This window comes from Mesorhizobium sp. M0761 (assembly GCF_040320205.1).
Classification (GTDB): domain Bacteria; phylum Pseudomonadota; class Alphaproteobacteria; order Rhizobiales; family Rhizobiaceae; genus Mesorhizobium.
Map to the genome: position 1 here is coordinate 1 of NZ_JAMYPF010000006.1, position 14,988 is coordinate 14,988.

16 protein-coding genes and 1 pseudogene are annotated in these 14,988 nt (G+C 63.7%); 10 read left to right on the forward strand and 7 right to left on the reverse strand.

Features of this window, described 5'->3' with window-relative positions:
* Positions 1-277: 277 nt before the first annotated feature.
* Genes NKI32_RS11580 through NKI32_RS11590 form a run of 3 tightly spaced genes read left to right on the forward strand, consistent with a single transcriptional unit; the run spans position 278 to position 3,469 of the window.
* Complete coding sequence (locus NKI32_RS11580; RefSeq protein ID WP_023726098.1) at positions 278-1,147, forward strand: carbohydrate ABC transporter permease; 870 nt, start codon at positions 278-280, stop codon at positions 1,145-1,147.
* Entirely contained in the window at positions 1,144-1,968 is an 825-nt protein-coding gene (locus NKI32_RS11585) for a carbohydrate ABC transporter permease (RefSeq protein WP_023668609.1), read from the forward strand. Before NKI32_RS11580 ends, NKI32_RS11585 begins: the two co-directional genes overlap by 4 nt.
* A gap of 25 nt (positions 1,969-1,993) precedes the next feature.
* Complete coding sequence (locus NKI32_RS11590; protein ID WP_023688837.1) at positions 1,994-3,469, forward strand: M81 family metallopeptidase; 1,476 nt, start codon at positions 1,994-1,996, stop codon at positions 3,467-3,469.
* 31 nt (positions 3,470-3,500) lie between these two features.
* On the opposite strand, the gene NKI32_RS11595 is transcribed toward NKI32_RS11590, so the two are convergent.
* From NKI32_RS11595 to NKI32_RS11620, 6 genes are all read right to left on the reverse strand, one after another.
* A complete protein-coding gene (locus NKI32_RS11595; protein ID WP_353002667.1) occupies positions 3,501-5,555 on the reverse strand; it encodes a M3 family metallopeptidase in 2,055 nt (684 codons plus the stop codon).
* Positions 5,556-5,643: 88 nt separating this feature from the next.
* On the reverse strand, positions 5,644-6,057 hold the full coding sequence (locus NKI32_RS11600; RefSeq protein ID WP_023688839.1) for a hypothetical protein: 414 nt from the start codon (positions 6,055-6,057) through the stop codon (positions 5,644-5,646).
* A gap of 67 nt (positions 6,058-6,124) precedes the next feature.
* Positions 6,125-6,769, reverse strand: coding sequence for a carbonic anhydrase (locus tag NKI32_RS11605; protein WP_023681438.1), 645 nt, complete (start codon positions 6,767-6,769; stop codon positions 6,125-6,127).
* Positions 6,770-6,918: 149 nt separating this feature from the next.
* On the reverse strand, positions 6,919-7,683 hold the full coding sequence (locus NKI32_RS11610) for a DUF429 domain-containing protein (RefSeq protein ID WP_353002669.1): 765 nt from the start codon (positions 7,681-7,683) through the stop codon (positions 6,919-6,921).
* A complete protein-coding gene (gene pdxY, locus NKI32_RS11615; RefSeq protein WP_352445039.1) occupies positions 7,680-8,564 on the reverse strand; it encodes a pyridoxal kinase PdxY in 885 nt (294 codons plus the stop codon). Before pdxY ends, NKI32_RS11610 begins: the two co-directional genes overlap by 4 nt.
* Positions 8,565-8,696: 132 nt before the next feature.
* On the reverse strand, positions 8,697-8,948 hold the full coding sequence (locus tag NKI32_RS11620) for a hypothetical protein (RefSeq protein WP_023698736.1): 252 nt from the start codon (positions 8,946-8,948) through the stop codon (positions 8,697-8,699).
* A gap of 150 nt (positions 8,949-9,098) precedes the next feature.
* Here NKI32_RS11620 and NKI32_RS11625 point away from each other — a divergent pair, with 150 nt between their 5' ends.
* The 7 genes and pseudogenes from NKI32_RS11625 (at position 9,099) to ppa (ending at position 14,149) form a co-directional block, all read left to right on the forward strand.
* Positions 9,099-9,731: a LemA family protein gene (locus NKI32_RS11625; protein ID WP_023681434.1), complete on the forward strand. Its 633-nt coding sequence runs from the start codon at positions 9,099-9,101 to the stop codon at positions 9,729-9,731.
* A gap of 239 nt (positions 9,732-9,970) precedes the next feature.
* Positions 9,971-10,741: a TPM domain-containing protein gene (locus NKI32_RS11630; protein WP_198020358.1), complete on the forward strand. Its 771-nt coding sequence runs from the start codon at positions 9,971-9,973 to the stop codon at positions 10,739-10,741.
* A 49-nt stretch (positions 10,742-10,790) separates the two neighbouring features.
* Positions 10,791-11,246 (forward strand): annotated as a pseudogene (locus NKI32_RS11635) (TPM domain-containing protein); the annotation flags it as partial.
* A gap of 35 nt (positions 11,247-11,281) precedes the next feature.
* Positions 11,282-12,172, forward strand: a complete 891-nt coding sequence (locus NKI32_RS11640) for a TPM domain-containing protein (RefSeq protein WP_353002670.1) — start codon at positions 11,282-11,284, stop codon at positions 12,170-12,172.
* 6 nt (positions 12,173-12,178) lie between these two features.
* On the forward strand, positions 12,179-12,817 hold the full coding sequence (locus NKI32_RS11645; RefSeq protein WP_023668621.1) for a TPM domain-containing protein: 639 nt from the start codon (positions 12,179-12,181) through the stop codon (positions 12,815-12,817).
* 168 nt (positions 12,818-12,985) lie between these two features.
* Positions 12,986-13,492 (forward strand): GNAT family N-acetyltransferase, encoded by a 507-nt coding sequence (locus NKI32_RS11650; protein WP_023688843.1) that lies wholly within the window; start codon positions 12,986-12,988, stop codon positions 13,490-13,492.
* A gap of 123 nt (positions 13,493-13,615) precedes the next feature.
* The gene (ppa, locus tag NKI32_RS11655; RefSeq protein ID WP_023668623.1) at positions 13,616-14,149 is read left to right on the forward strand and encodes an inorganic diphosphatase; all 534 of its coding nucleotides are present in this window, start codon (positions 13,616-13,618) and stop codon (positions 14,147-14,149) included.
* Between the two features lie 227 nt (positions 14,150-14,376).
* Here the strand turns inward: ppa and NKI32_RS11660 are convergent, their stop codons facing one another.
* Positions 14,377-14,973 (reverse strand): hypothetical protein, encoded by a 597-nt coding sequence (locus NKI32_RS11660; protein ID WP_023824316.1) that lies wholly within the window; start codon positions 14,971-14,973, stop codon positions 14,377-14,379.
* Between the last annotated feature and the right edge of the window lie 15 nt (positions 14,974-14,988).

A 14,988-nucleotide genomic window follows, 5' to 3' on the forward strand; every position in this document is an offset into this window, starting at 1 on the left:
TCGTTTCTTTTTTTAAATCCCCCCCGCCCCCCTGGGTGACCCACCACCCCCGGACCCCCCCCCCGGCGCGCGCCGGGCACCCCACCTCTCCCCCGATCGACGGGGGAGAGGAAAGGCCCCTTCCGCAACCGTTGCGGAGGATGGGCAGGCAGGTGAGGGGCAGCGCAAACGTCGCAGGAAATTCAAACCCTGAAGCGCTGCCTTAGACCGATATGCGAGATTGATCCGAGCTGGCGCGCCAGCGCCACTTATGTCCAACACGGTACGAATCCGGCCGATGCAAAATCGTTACCTGCCCTATTTATTGACCTTGCCCAGCCTGTTTCTGGCCGCAGTCGTCATCTTCTGGCCGGTCTGGGACCTGATCCAGATATCAACGCATGATGTCAGCCGTTTTGGGCAGCTGCGGGACTTCAACGATTTCGCCAATTATTCCGCCTTCCTCGCCGATCCCGATTTTCTGGCGGCACTCTGGCGCACCGGCCTGTGGACCGTGCTGGTGGTCGGCGGCGCGCTGCTGTTGTCCGTCCCCGTGGCGATGATCCTCAACACCGATTTCTACGGCCGCGGCATTGCCCGCGTCATCATCATGCTGCCCTGGGCGGTGTCGCTGACGATGACGGCAGTGGTCTGGCGCTGGGCGCTCAACGGCGAAAGCGGGATGCTGAACTCGGCGCTGATCGGGCTTGGCCTGATCCATGAAAACATCCAGTGGCTGGCGCGCGCCGAGACGGCATTCCCGATGCAGGTGCTGATCGGCATATTGGTGACGGTACCGTTCACCACGACCATCTTCCTCGGCGGCCTGTCGTCGATCCCCGACGACCTCTACGAGGCGGCGGCCCTGGAGGGGGCGACGCCGCTGCAGCAGTTCCGCGAGATCACCTTTCCGCTGCTGAAGCCGTTCATCAACATCGCCATCGTGCTCAACACCATCTACGTCTTCAATTCCTTCCCGATCATCTGGGTGATGACGCAGGGCGGGCCGGCCAACTCGACCGACATATTGGTCACCCATCTCTACAAGCTGGCCTTCCGCATCGGCAAACTGGGGGAAGCATCGGCAGTGTCGCTGCTGATGTTCGCCATCCTTTTGATCTTCACCATGATCTATGTGCGCCTCGCCATGCGGGAGCAACGCGCATGACGCCCAAGCTGAAGCGCACGATCATTGCCTGGCTGCTGCTTTCGCCGCTGCTCGTGGTGACCATCTTCCCCTTCGCGGTAATGTTTTTGACCGCGGTCAAACCGCGGCAGGAGGTGCTGTCGCCGACCTGGTGGCCAAGCGAATTCCACTGGTCGAATTTTGCCGACATGTGGGTGGCGACCGGCTTTGGCCAGGCGCTGGCCAATTCGCTCTATGTCTCTGTTATCGCCACCGTCGGCGCCATCCTGATCTCGGTGCCGGCCGCCTATGCCATGTCGCGGTTTCGCTTTGCCGGCTATGGCGCCTTCCGCCAGTTCCTGCTGATCTCGCAGATGATCTCGCCGATCGTGCTGGTGCTCGGCCTGTTCCGGCTGATGGCGGCCTGGGGTCTGATCGAATCCACGACCGCGCTCGGCGTCATCTACATGGCTTTCAACGTCGCCTTCACCGTGTGGATGCTGCAAAGCTATTTCGACACCATCCCGCGCGATCTCGAGGAAGCAGCGTGGATGGAAGGCGCCGGCCGATGGCTGACCTTGCGAAAAGTGTTTCTGCCGCTTTGCCTGCCGGCAATAGCGGTGACCGCCATCTTCACCTTCATCAACGCATGGAATGAGTTCGTCGTTGCGCTCACAATGCTGCGCAGCCAGGAAAGTTACACGCTGCCTATCCAGGTGTTCTCGCTGGTCGCCGGCCGCTACACGATCGAATGGCACCATGTAATGGCGGCGACGCTGCTGGCGACGCTGCCGGTGGCAATCCTGTTCATCTGGCTGCAGCGCTATCTCGTCCGCGGGCTGGCGCTCGGGGCGGTCAAATAACGGCGCCATTCACAACGGAGCTTTCATGCGCATCTTCACCGCCTCGCTGGCGACCGAAACCAACACCTTCTCGCCGGTGCCGACCGACCGGGCGTCGTTCGAGATGGCGTTCTATGCCGGGCCGGGCAAGCATCCAGACACGCCGACCTTGTGCTCCTCGCCGATGGTCGCGCTGCGCCGGCGTGCGGCTGCCGAAGGGCTGACCGTCATCGAAGGCACCGCCACCTGGGCGGAGCCGGGCGGGCTGGTGCAGCGGCAGACCTATGAGTCGTTGCGCGACGAGATTCTCGGCCAGTTGAAGGCAGCCTTGCCGGTCGACGCCGTCATCCTCGGCCTGCACGGCGCCATGGTGGCGCAAGGCTATGACGATTGCGAAGGCGATCTGCTGGAACGGGTTCGCGCAATCGTCGGGCCCGACGTGGTGATCGCGGTCGAGCTCGACCCGCACAGTCATCTGACCCCAAAGCGCGTCGCGGCATGCAATGTCATGGCCTATTTCCTCGAATTCCCGCACACCGACTTCTATGAGCGCGGCGAACATGTCGTCGAGCTTGGATTGGCGGCGGCGCGCGACGAGATCAAGCCGGTGATCTCGACGTTCGACTGCCGCATGATCCAGGTGCTGCCGACCAGCCGCGAGCCGATGCGCTCCTTCGTCGACCGCATCAAGGCGCTGCACGGCAAGGACGGCGTGCTGTCGGTCTCGGTCATCCATGGCTTCATGGCCGCGGACGTGCCGGAAATGGGCACGCGCATCCTGGTCGTCACTGACAATGACAAGGCCAAGGGCGATGCGCTGGCGGAGAGGCTAGGGCACGAGCTTTACGCCATCCGCGAAAGGACGGCGATGACGATGCTGAACACCGAGGACGGCATCGCGCGGGCACTGGCCGTGCGCAAGGAAAATCCCGGCAAGCCGGTTGTGATTGCCGACATCTGGGACAATCCCGGCGGTGGCGTCGCCGGCGACGGTACGGTCGTGCTGCGCGCCATGCTGGAACAGGGCGTGGACAATTTTGGCGTGGCGACGATCTGGGACCCGATCGCTGTCACCTTTTGCCAGGCGGCAGGCGAAGGCGCCGTCATCGACCTGCGCTTCGGCGGCAAGGCCGGGCCGCTGGCCGGCGAACCGATCGATGCGCGCGTCAAGGTGTTGAAAGCCGTCCCCGAGGGCTGGCAGAGCTTCGGGCCGAGCCGGGTGACGCTCGGACCGACGGCGCTGGTGCGGCTCGAAGGCACCGAAATCGACATCATCCTCAACACCAACCGCACGCAGACCTTCGAGCCGGATGTCTTCTCCAACATCGGTGTCGATCCGTTGTCGAAGGACATATTGCTGATCAAGTCAACCAACCATTTCTACGCCGGCTTTGAACCGATCGCGGCGGAGATCATCTATGTCTCGGCGCCGAGCTCGTATCCGAGCAATCCGGCGGTGACGGATTACAGGAAGCTGACGCGGCCGGTGTGGCCACGGGTGGCGGATCCTTGGCGCTGGTGATCTCCCCCTCGAGGGGGGAGATAAGGCGGCGCTATAGCAATCCCCGCTTCACCATCATCGCTTCCGGCGAAGGCATCTTGCCGCGGAACGCCGTGTACAGCTCCTCCGGATCCTTCGACCCGCCAGCGGCATAGATATTCTTCCGAAGCCGTTCCGCCAGCGCCGGGTTGAAGGGATCGCCGGTCTCCTCGAAGGCGGCGAAGGCGTCGGCGTCGAGCACTTCCGACCACATGTAGGAATAGTAGCCGGCTGAATAACCGTCGCCGGAGAAGATATGGCCGAAATGCGGGGTGCGATGACGCATGGCGATGGTGTCGGGCATATCAAGCTTTTCCAGCGTTTCGGCTTCGAAACGCAGCGGTTCCGCCGGCGCATCCGGCCGCGCGTGATACGCCATGTCGATCAGCGCCGACGCTGTGAACTCGACCGTGGCGAAACCGGCGCCGAACGTGCGGGCGGCCAGCATCTTGTCGAGCAGCGACTTCGGCATCGGCTTGCCGGTCTTAACATGCAGCGCATGCTTTTCCAGCACTGCGGGCACCGTCAGCCAGTGCTCGTAGAGCTGCGAAGGCAGTTCGACGAAATCGCGGGAAACCGAGGTGCCCGCCACCGACGGCCAGGTGACGTCGGTCAGCATGCCGTGCAAAGCATGGCCGAACTCGTGGAACAGGGTCTTGGCCTCATCGACCGACAACAGCGCTGCTTCCCCGGCCGGCGGCTTGGCGAAGTTCATGATATTGTAGATCACCGGCTTGGAGCCATCGCCAAGCTTGTAGCCCGACTTCAGCGCGCTCATCCACGCGCCGGAGCGCTTCGAGGACCGGGCGAAATAGTCGGCGAGGAACAGGCCGCGCTCGCTGCCATCGGCGTTCTTCACCACGAAGACGCGCGCGTCGGGATGCCAGGCGGCGATGCCCTTCTTCTCCTCGAAAGTGATGCCGAACAGTTTTGTGGCGACGTCGAAGCAGGCGTCGATGATGCGGTCGAGTTGCAGATAGGGTTTCAGTTCCGCCTCGTCGAAGGCGAATTTTTCGGCGCGCAATTTCTCCTGGTAGAAGCGCCAGTCCCAGGCGGCGAATTTTTCGTTGCTGCCTGCCTTGGTCGCCAGCCGCTCCAGCTCCTTCTGGTCGGCGGCGGCCTTCTCCAGCGCTTTCTCCCAGACCGGGTCGAGGAGGTCGTGCACCGCCTTCGGCGTCTTGGCCATGGTGTCGTCGAGTTTCAGCGCGGCGAACGAGGCATAGCCTAGCAGCCTGGCCTTTTCGGCGCGCAGTTTCAGCATGTCGCGCACCACTGCGGTGTTGTCGCTGGCGCCGCCATTCTGGCCGCGCATGGTGAAAGCGCGGAAGGCGCTCTCGCGCAGGTCGCGGCGTTCGGAGAAGGTCGTGAACGGCTCATAGATAGAGCGCGACAAGGTGACTGCGTAGCGGCCTTTCTGGCCGCGCGTCTCGGCGGCTTCGGCCATCGAACTCTTCACGAAGTCCGGCAGGCCCGCAAGATCAGCCTCGTCGAGGAAAAGCGCCCAGTCGCGCTCGTCGGCCAGCACGTTCTGGCCGAAGGTCGTGCCGAGCGAGGACAGCTCCTCGCTGATGTTGGCCAGCCGCTTCTTGCCGTCGGCGTCGAGTTTTGCGCCCGATCGCACAAAGCCTTTCCAGGTCTTCTCCAGCACCCGCAGCGTCTCGACGTCGAGTTTTAGCGTCTCCCGGCGCTGGTAGAGGTCGTCGATGCGGGCAAACAGTTTCTCGTTCATCGAGATCGCCGAGAAATGCCGCGACATCTTCGGCGAGATCTCACGCTCCAGCGCCTGGATCGCATCGTTGGTGTGGGCGCCGGCCCGGCACCAGAAGATCGACGAGACATGGTCGAGCGGCTCACCGGCGAGCTCGAGGGCTGCCAGCGTATTCTCGATGGTCGGCGCATCCTTGTTGCCGGCGATCGCATCGATTTCGGCCTCATGTGCCTTCAGCGCCGCGTCGAACACCGAGGAGAAATCGTCGTCGCCGATGCTGGCAAAATCCGGCAGGCCGAGCGGCCCTTGCCATTTGGTCAGCGGATGGGCGGCGAGATCGGCGGTTTTCGTGGACGGCATGGGGGATCTTTCGGTGATTGGCGGAGCTTGCTGACCGATGTAGGGCGATGACTGGCGCGGCGCAACAGCGCGGCCGTTCAAGCCCGCGTCAGAAGCCGTCGCAATTTTCCGCGATCGCCGCTTGCGAACTGGCGGTGATGCGGTTGCCGGTGACGGCGAACGTTTCCTGCATCAGCATGTCATTGTTGGGGAAATCATAGCAGGCGATGACAGTGGTGACGCCGGCCTCGCTCTTTTCGACGCGATGCCGGATTGCGGCGCCGGCGACCGCGCCCTTCCATTCGTCGATCGACGCGATGAACTCCTGCTTCGACTGTACGACGCCGAGATCGTCGAGCTTGATGCGGACATCGTCGGCGAGCAGGTCCGACAATTCGGTGCGATCGGCGACCAGCAGCGCCGAATACCAGCGGTCGATAATGGCGCCGTCATCGGAGCGGGCAGGGACGAGCGAAATCAGCAGCGCCGCTACGGCGAAAGCGATCGCAGGCCAAACCCGCATTCTTGCCTCCTCTTATTTGACCATGCCCTTATCCGAAAACCGGTTCCCACTTTTCGGGATCATGGGTCTACGTCAAATCCGGCCGCTCGAAGTCGCCGGTGTCCTTGTTCATCACCCAGAGCTCGCCGGTCGAGATGTCGAACCAGGCGCCATGCAGCGACAGCCGCCCCTTGCCTTCGAGGATGGAGACGCAAGGGAAGGTCCTGAGATTGGCGATCGAATAGCGGATGGAAATCCGCTCCAGCGCCGTCTGCCGTTCGGTTGCCGTCATGAACGTGCTGGACGAAACGGTTTCGGCCGCCGGCGCGATCAGGCTCATCCATTTGCCGATGAAGTCGCCGGGCGACAGCGGCGCCGAATTGGTGTCGAGCGCGGCGCGGATGCCGCCGCAGCGGCCATGGCCCATCACCACGATGTTTTTCACCTTCAGGCTCTGCACGGCGAATTCGAGCGCGGCCGAGGTCGAGTGGAACTCGCCGTCCGGTGCATAGGGCGGCACCAGATTGCCGACATTGCGCAGGACGAACAGTTCGCCCGGACCGGCGTCGAAGATCGCCTCGGGGGCAGAGCGGGAATCGCAGCAGGCAACGATCATGGTTTCGGGCGCCTGCCCCTCGCGGGCGAGCTCGCGATAGCGTCCGCTCTCGGTGAGATAGCGGCCATTCATGAAGTTGCGGTAGCCGGTCCAAAGATGTTCGGGGAGATGGGGCATGGGCTAGGGATGAAGCCTTTCGGGGTTAGCGACGGCAGCTCATTTCAAGTTAGAAAGGCTCTAACGGCAAATGCCCGTCGCGGGCAATGCCGAATTGCGGATGGCTTCGTCCCAAATCGCCATGCCGCACGCATGGCTCGCCGCTTGCCTCACGCCCAGATCGCCAGGGGAATGCCCAAACGGTCGGCAAGCGGCGGGTCGGGAAACGGCTTTGCCTCGCCGCCGGCAATGCGTCCGGCAATCAGCATCATCGCTGCGGCGTCGAGGAAATCGTCGGCGGCAGCACCGCGTTGCGGCGGCTGGTCAAGGAAAGCTCTGGTATAGCCGTGCCGGCAGAGCAGTGCCTTGCGCTCTTCCATCCCGGCACGATTGACTGCGCCCTTGATCTTCTTCGGCAGCGTCATGGGTTTTTCGCCGTTCAGCCGGCAGAAGGCCACTTCGGGGTGCGATTCGAAGACGCGGCGGCGCAGTTGCGGACGTGCGATCAGCAGCGCGTCGATCTCGCGGATCTTGGCAAAGATGCCGAAGGCCTGGATCGAGACGCCGCGTGGCGGATCGGAGGTCGCCTTGGCCACCTCGCTGGCGCGCCGATGCGCCTCATACCAGGCCTCGACCGTGGTGAAGTCGCTGATGTAGGCGTAGAGGGTCGCGCGGGACGGGATAGAGAAGACGCTGGATTGCCGTGCTCCGAGCATTGGCCGTACCAAGGTCTCCGGCCCGCGCCCGCCTCTTTGCGAGACGTCCGGCAGGCCGATCGGCATGTCGACGGCCACTGTCGCATCGGCGGGCAAGGCGTCGAGCAGGGCCGCAAAGCTGGGAAAGACGCGGACTGACGGCGCGGCATTCAGATCCCGGCGGACGGCGATCGAGCCGGCCTTGCAGCCGTCTACGCCGACGACCACGGTCGAGGTCACGCCCGGCGGTCCCGCCCCGGATGCGTGAGGTGGCGCAGCTGCACCATCGCCATCGGATGCGACAGGCTCTGGGCATCGGTTTCAAGCTGCAACTCGTCGCCGCCACGCTTGGCGGTTCGCGCCAGGATTTCGTAGACGGCGGCGGTGGTCGATTGCAGCGCCTTGATCGGCGGCTGCCCCGACAGGATGCGGGCGAGGTAGACGGCCGCAGTCAGGTCGCCGAGGCCATTCGGCGGCTTGTCGATGAGGCGGTGTTCGGCCAGCAGCGCCTGGGTGCCGTCAAGCAGCAGATTGCCGGTGCCGCCGGTCATCATCGACTGTGCCGACGTCACCAGCATTGTTGACGGTCCGGCATGGAGGGCGGCCGAGATCACCGATTTCAGATCGGGCAAAGGCGCGCCGGCCATCCATTCCAGCTCATAGCGGTTGGGGGTGGCGATGTCGGCGACCGGCATCAGCCGGTCGCGCATCGCGGCGGCCGTCGGCTCGGGCACATAGAGCCCGCCGGAATCGCCCATCACCGGATCGCATATATAGATCGCGTCCGGCGTCTTGGCCTTGACTGCCGCAACCAGCGAGGCGACGGCCTCGGCCTGGCCGGCCTCGCCGAGATAGCCCGACAGCACCGCGCCCACCTCGCCCAGCCAGGGCGCGCGCTCGAGATCGGCCATCAGCGCCTTGAACTGGTCGAGCGGCGGCACGATGCGCGTGGCGCGGCCATGGCCCGGATGCCAGGGCAGGATGACCGTCGGTACCGCCCACACCGGAAAGCCCAGCGTCTCCAGCGCAAACACGGCGGCGCGGTTACCGACCGAGCCGCGGGCGACATGGCTGGAAATGACGATGACCGCGCGCGGCGCGTCGGCTTTTTCGCTGTTCATGGAAATCCTAGATACGGATAATTTTTCGTTGAATCGTCATCCTGATCTATCTCTTTGGTTGGAGCATGATCTCCGGACAAAACGGTTCCCGCTTGTCCGAGAAAACCGGTTCCCACTTTTCAGGATCATGCTCTAGCTGCCCCGGGAGACGTAGTACACGAGCCAGATCAAAAGGCCGAGGGCGACGATGAGCCCAAGTGCGCGACCGATGCGGGTGCCCCAGACCTCGATCGGATCGGATCGGTCGGCCTCCGCTGCGGTAACATGATCGCGCGCGCCTTTCGCTGCCCGTGACACCAGCGATGCGCCGCCAAGGCCGCCCTCGTTCGCAACGCGCTCGATAATGCGGCGCGATTCGCTGTCATCGTCGCGGCCTTCCGCCATGGTCCTGTCCTGTTTGCCGGCAACCATACCGTGTTCGCGCGATCAATCACAGGGCCTCGCCGGCGCATGAATGCGCGCCAGCGGCAGACATTTTCTTGAGCGCGGATTGTGCTAATGCTTCGCATGCAACTTCTGTCGAGGGACCTCACCATGTTTGCCCAGCGCCTTGCCTTCCCTTTCCGCAGTCTGCCGGCCGTGCTGATGATGGCCGTCGTGCTGCCTCTGCTCGCCGGCTGCGGCTTCAACACCATCCCGACGGCGGAGGAAAACGCCAAGGCGGCATGGAGCGAGGTGCTGAACCAGTATCAGCGTCGGTCCGACCTCATTCCCAATTTGGTCGAGACGGTGAAGGGCTATGCCTCGCATGAAAAGGACACGCTCGATGCGGTGGTCGAGGCGCGCGCCAAGGCAACGCAGATCACGGTGACGCCGGAAACGCTGAAGGACCCCGAAGCGCTCAAGAAGTTCCAGGATGCGCAATCAGGGCTGACCAGCGCGCTGTCGCGGCTGATCGCGGTGTCGGAGGCCTATCCCGACCTCAAGGCCAACCAGAATTTCCTGGCGCTGCAGGCGCAGCTCGAAGGCACCGAAAACCGTATCGCCGTGGCGCGGCGCGACTACATCCTGGCGGTCAAGGATTACAATCTGACGCTGAGGACCTTTCCGTCGGTGCTATGGGCAACCTTCTGGTTCCGCAGCAACGAGCCCTTCGCCAACTTCACCGTCGAAGAAGACAAGATGCAGCCGCCGAAGGTCGATTTCGGCACGAAGCAGGGCGGGTGATGACGTCTGGGTGAGCTTGGCCTTTGCCAGCCTTGCGTTCCTTCACACCCCCCTCTGTCCTGCCGGACATCTCCCCCTCAAGGGGGGAGATCAGCTGTCTTCTGTCCTTGCGCCAATTATCAGCGTTGCCGGCTGAGCGTCGGCAGCGAGATTGCCAATCTCCCCCCTCGAGGGGGAGATGTCCGGCAGGACAGAGGGGGACGCGAAGGAACGCCAACCTTGGTGTTCTTCTCGCCTTTCTGGCCGTCTTCCTGCCCCTCACCGCCTTCGCCGCCGACCTCCCCGCGCTGACCGGCCGCGTCGTCGACAATGCCGGGATCATCGATGCAGGCACCAAAGCCGCGCTCACCCAGAAACTCGCCGACTTCGAGACCAGAGGCTCCGACCAGATCGTCGTCGCAACCATCCCCAGCCTCGACGGCGAGGAGATTGAGCCTTACGCCAACCGGCTGTTCCGCTTCTGGAAGCTCGGCCAGGCCAAGGAAAACAACGGCGTGCTGCTGCTGGTGGCGCCGAACGACCGCAAGATGCGCATCGAGGTCGGCTATGGGCTGGAAGGCACGCTGACCGATTTGCACACCAAGCTGATCATCGAAAACGACATGGTGCCGGCGTTCCGCGCCGGCGATTTCTCCGGGGGCATTTCCAAGGCCGTCGACGACATGGTGATGGTGCTGGAAGGCAATCCGGAGGAATTGGAGGCGCGCGGCGAGCGCAACCAGAAGCCGCCCATCAATACCGACAATCTGTTCTTCGGCGTCTTCATCAGCATCTGGGCAATCATCTTCTTCGGCAGCATGGCCGCCTCCATCCTGCCGCCGATCTTCGGCCAAAAACTCGGTCCCGGCCGCTATCGCTGGCTCGGCATGACATTCGAGCCGGGCCGGCGGTCGTCCAGCGGCGGCTGGTCTTCGGGCGGGGGCGGCTGGTCGTCGGGTTCAAGCGGTGGTGGCGGCTTTTCCGGCGGCGGCGGTTCGTCCGGCGGCGGCGGCTCCTCGGGAAGCTGGTGACGAGATGACAACACGCATCGCCAATCCCTGGCATGGCCGCTTCGCCACGATGACCGGCGCTGCCTTGCTGGTCTTGCTCGTCAGCTTCGCGGCGCTGGCGGCGGAACTGCCCGCCCTCACCGGTCGTGTCGTCGACAATGCAGGCATCATCGACGCTGCGACCGAGGCGGCGCTGACGCAGAAGCTGGCCGATTTCGAGACCAAAGGCTCCGACCAGATCGTCGTCGCGACGGTTCCCAGCCTCGACGGCGAGGAGATCGAGCCTTACGCCACCCGGCTGTTCAACGCCTGGAAGCTCGGCCAGAAGGCCAAGAACAATGGCGTGCTTCTGCTGGTGGCCGTGAACGACCGCAAGATGCGCATCGAGGTCGGCTACGGGCTGGAAGCCACGCTCACCAACCAGCACGCCACACGGATCATTGAAGGCATGGTGCCGGCCTTCCGCGCCGGGGATTTCTCCGGCGGTATTTCCAAAGCGGTCGACGACATGATCATGGTGATCGAGGACGGTCATGGTGGTTGAGGGGAGCTGGTGACGGCATGACAGTACGCGTCTTCAATCCGCCAAAACCTGGCCGCGCAGCCGCGACGATCGGCATCGCGCTGTTGACGATGCTCACCATGCTGTTTGTAGCTTTGGCGGCAGACCTGCCGGCACTCACCGGGCGGGTGGTCGACAATGCCGGTATTATCGACGCCGCGACCAAGGCGGCACTGACGCAGAAGCTCGCGGATTTCGAGACCAAAGGCTCCGACCAGATCGTCGTCGCCACGATCAACAGCCTCGACGGCGAGGAGATCGAACCCTACGCCAACCGGCTGTTCCGCTTTTGGAAACTCGGGCAGGCCGGCGAAAACAACGGCGTGCTTCTGCTGGTGGCCAAGAACGACCACAAGATGCGCATCGAGGTCGGCTACGGGCTGGAAGGCACGCTGACCGACCTGCACACCAAACTGATCATCGAAAACGACATGGTGCCGGCGTTCCGCGCCGGTGATTTCTCCGGCGGCATTTCCAAGGCCGTCGACGACATGGTCATGGTGCTGGAAGGCAACCCGGAAGAGCTGGAGGCGCGCGGCAAGCGCAACCCGGCCGACCGCAGCACGCCCATCGATCCCGTCGTCGCGGTCTTCCTGATCCTGTGGGCGGCGATGTTCTTCGGCGGCCTGGCGATGGCCTTCCTGCCGCCGATCTTCGGCACCAAGCTGTCGCCGGGCGTGTATAAATGGCTGGGCATGACCTTTCGCTACGGCCAGGGGCCGAGCGGATCGTCCTCGGGCTCCAGCAGCTGGACAACAAGTTCGTCGTCGGGCAGCGGATGGTCATCGGGAAGTTCGGGCAGCAGCTGGTCTTCGGGCTCAAGCAGCGGCGGCGGGTTTTCAGGCGGCGGCGGTTCGTCTGGCGGTGGCGGGTCTTCAGGGAGCTGGTGAGAGAAGATGGCAACACGACCGATCAGCCCACAGGACCATGAGCGCATCGCCACCGCGATCCGCGCGGCCGAGGCCAAAACCGACGGCGAGATCTACTGCGTCGTTGCGCATGCCAGCGATGGCTATTTCTTTCCCGCCGCCTTCATGGCGACATCAGGCATGCTGATTGCCAGCCTCGCCGTCGCTTATGGGCTGGAAGCCTGGTGGCTGTCGATCCGGCTGCCGCATTTCGTCATTGTCCAACTGCTGGCACTGGCCTCGGTGTTGGTGCTTTTGTGGGCGCTGCCGGGCTTGCGCATCCATCTGGTGCCGCGCCGGCAGCGTTATCAGGCGGCACATCACAATGCGCTCAGGCAGTTCCTCGCCCGCAATGTCCACCGCACCACGGCGCGCACCGGCGTGTTGGTCTTCGTGTCGATCGCCGAGCGTTATGCCGAAGTGGTCGCCGATTCGGGCATCGACAGCAAGGTCGGCCAGCATGTCTGGGACGGCGTGGTGCGCGATCTCCTGCAGCATGCCGGTGACGACCGGCTCGCCGACGGCTTCGTCAAGGCGATCGGGCAGGTCGGCGCGGTGCTGGCCGAGCATTTCCCGGTGACGTCGGGCGACGCCAATGAGCTGGACGATCATCTCGTCGAGATCTGAAGAGCCTGCACGCGCTACCCGGACGGACGCCTGACCGCGCCGGCTGGGCGCGTTTTCCAGGCAGGCTTTGCCCATTGTCAGCAGTGTCGCGATCGGCTGTGAGAAAGCGGTCGGCGGGCTGACCTCGAGTCTTGCAAATGGCCGATGCGGGTTTATGGTTAACAAATCATGAATACGCTGAGCATCGACATCAGGAAAGCCGAACCGCGCGACGCCGGCGCCATTGCCGACGTGCACCAGCTGGCCTGGGAGGGCGCCTATTCCGGCATCATCCCGCATCGCTCGCTGACCTCGATGATCAACCGCCGCGGCGCCGACTGGTGGGCCAACGCCATCCGCCGCGCCGCCACCGTTCTGGTGGTCGAGATCGGCGGCACCATCGCCGGCTATGCCACGATCGGCAAGAACCGCGCCCGCGAGCTGAAGCAACAGGGCGAAATCTACGAACTTTACCTGCGTCCGGAATATCAGGGCATCGGGCTCGGCAGCCGGCTGTTCAAGGCGGCGCGGGCGCGGCTTGCCGACCACGGGCTGAAGGGAATGGTGGTGTGGGCGCTGGAAGACAACCAGAACGCACTTTCCTTCTATGCCGGCGCGGGTGGCCGTGACGTCGCCGAAGGCGTCGAGATTTTCGAGCAGAGGGCGCTCAAGAAGGTCGCCTTCGTCTGGGAATGACCGGCCTCGGTTACAAATCATCATAAACCGTGCGCTTCCGTTAGCGCTTCGCACCAATCGCCGCATTGCACCATGCCGCGCCGCCCGCTATCGATCTTGGACATCGAGAGAGGGATTTAAGCCATGCGAATCGAAGCCATTGCCATCGGAAAGAACCCGCCCGAGGACATCAACGTCATCATCGAGGTGCCGATCGGCGGCGAGCCGATCAAGTACGAGATGGACAAGGAGGCCGGCACGCTGTTCGTCGACCGTTTCCTGCATACGTCGATGCGCTACCCCGGCAATTACGGTTTCGTGCCGCACACGCTGTCGGGCGACGGCGACCCGATCGACGTGCTGGTCTGCAACACGCGCGCGCTGGTGCCGGGCTGCGTCATCAATGTGCGGCCGATCGGCGTGCTGGTGATGGAAGACAATGCCGGCCAGGACGAGAAGGTCATTGCCGTGCCCTCGCCGAAGCTGACGCTGCGCTACGAAAACGTCACCGAATACACGCAGCTGCCCGAGATCACCCGCGACCAGGTCCAGCACTTCTTCGAGCACTACAAGGATCTCGAGCCCGGCAAATGGGTCAAGATCGAAGGCTGGCACGATTCGAAATACGCCAAGAAGATGATCGTCGACGCGATCGCACGGGCGAAGGCGGCGAAGTAGCGCCGAGAGAGGCCTGCGTCTCGTTCAAGTAAGCGGCAAACGCCAGCGCGAGGCACCCCCCTCTGGCCTGCCGGCCATCTCCCCCTCAAGGGGGGAGATCGGATGTCGCAACGGCTTTCGTCAATTTTCAGCGCCGAAAGAAAAGCGCCGCCAGCGAAGCTGCCAATCTCCCCCCTTGAGGGGGAGATGCCCGGCAGGGCAGAGGGGGGTGCCTTGCACCCACGTGGCTAGTTATCCACCCGACCAAACGCCGGCACGTTGCCGATGACGGCGTGCTTGTCCTTGCCACAGGCGAAACTCTTCGCCTTTTCGTCCGCCAGCTTGCGCGCCTGGTCGTTGGCCTGAGGGTTGCCGGTGGCGAGCACGAGGCCGATGGTGCAGCCGTCGCGGGCTTCCATCTGGGCGACCTTGGCGACGAGCAGCACTTCGGTCGGCTTGTTCTCATCCTCGGGATTGCTGATCGAGCGGCGGTGGATCACCGCGAAGGGAACGGCAACGTCGCCCTTGGTCTCGATGCGCCATTCGACCTTGGCGCCGGACGAGTTGAAGCCGGAAAAGCTCTCCCAGACCGAGGTCATCTCGCCGCCGGGCGGAAACCCGTAGAATAGCGATTCACGGGCGTCGTCGTAGGCGATCAGCACGGGATAGCCGCGATAGCCGGAGCAGGCGAGTTCGGCCCAGTCGCCATCGCCTTCCTCGGCCTGCGCATAGGTCACGCAATCCTTTTGCGAGTCGAGGTCGGTGTAGACGCTGGATATGCCATCGGCATGGGCTGCCTGGCAGAGGGCGGCGAGGGCGAATGGAACAAGCAGCAGGGTTCGCATGCGGACTTTTCCCTT

Excerpts from the sequence above, each read along its gene's own strand:
- NKI32_RS11580 (WP_023726098.1), top strand. The coding sequence starts at position 278 with ATGCAAAATCGTTACCTGCCCTATTTATTGACCTTGCCCAGCCTGTTT.
- NKI32_RS11585 (WP_023668609.1), top strand. The coding sequence starts at position 1,144 with ATGACGCCCAAGCTGAAGCGCACGATCATTGCCTGGCTGCTGCTTTCG.
- NKI32_RS11590 (WP_023688837.1), top strand. The coding sequence starts at position 1,994 with ATGCGCATCTTCACCGCCTCGCTGGCGACCGAAACCAACACCTTCTCG.
- NKI32_RS11595 (WP_353002667.1), bottom strand. The coding sequence starts at position 5,555 with ATGCCGTCCACGAAAACCGCCGATCTCGCCGCCCATCCGCTGACCAAA.
- NKI32_RS11600 (WP_023688839.1), bottom strand. The coding sequence starts at position 6,057 with ATGCGGGTTTGGCCTGCGATCGCTTTCGCCGTAGCGGCGCTGCTGATT.
- NKI32_RS11605 (WP_023681438.1), bottom strand. The coding sequence starts at position 6,769 with ATGCCCCATCTCCCCGAACATCTTTGGACCGGCTACCGCAACTTCATG.
- pdxY (WP_352445039.1), bottom strand. The coding sequence starts at position 8,564 with ATGAACAGCGAAAAAGCCGACGCGCCGCGCGCGGTCATCGTCATTTCC.
- NKI32_RS11620 (WP_023698736.1), bottom strand. The coding sequence starts at position 8,948 with ATGGCGGAAGGCCGCGACGATGACAGCGAATCGCGCCGCATTATCGAG.
- NKI32_RS11625 (WP_023681434.1), top strand. The coding sequence starts at position 9,099 with ATGTTTGCCCAGCGCCTTGCCTTCCCTTTCCGCAGTCTGCCGGCCGTG.
- NKI32_RS11640 (WP_353002670.1), top strand. The coding sequence starts at position 11,282 with ATGACAGTACGCGTCTTCAATCCGCCAAAACCTGGCCGCGCAGCCGCG.
- NKI32_RS11645 (WP_023668621.1), top strand. The coding sequence starts at position 12,179 with ATGGCAACACGACCGATCAGCCCACAGGACCATGAGCGCATCGCCACC.
- NKI32_RS11650 (WP_023688843.1), top strand. The coding sequence starts at position 12,986 with ATGAATACGCTGAGCATCGACATCAGGAAAGCCGAACCGCGCGACGCC.
- ppa (WP_023668623.1), top strand. The coding sequence starts at position 13,616 with ATGCGAATCGAAGCCATTGCCATCGGAAAGAACCCGCCCGAGGACATC.
- NKI32_RS11660 (WP_023824316.1), bottom strand. The coding sequence starts at position 14,973 with ATGCGAACCCTGCTGCTTGTTCCATTCGCCCTCGCCGCCCTCTGCCAG.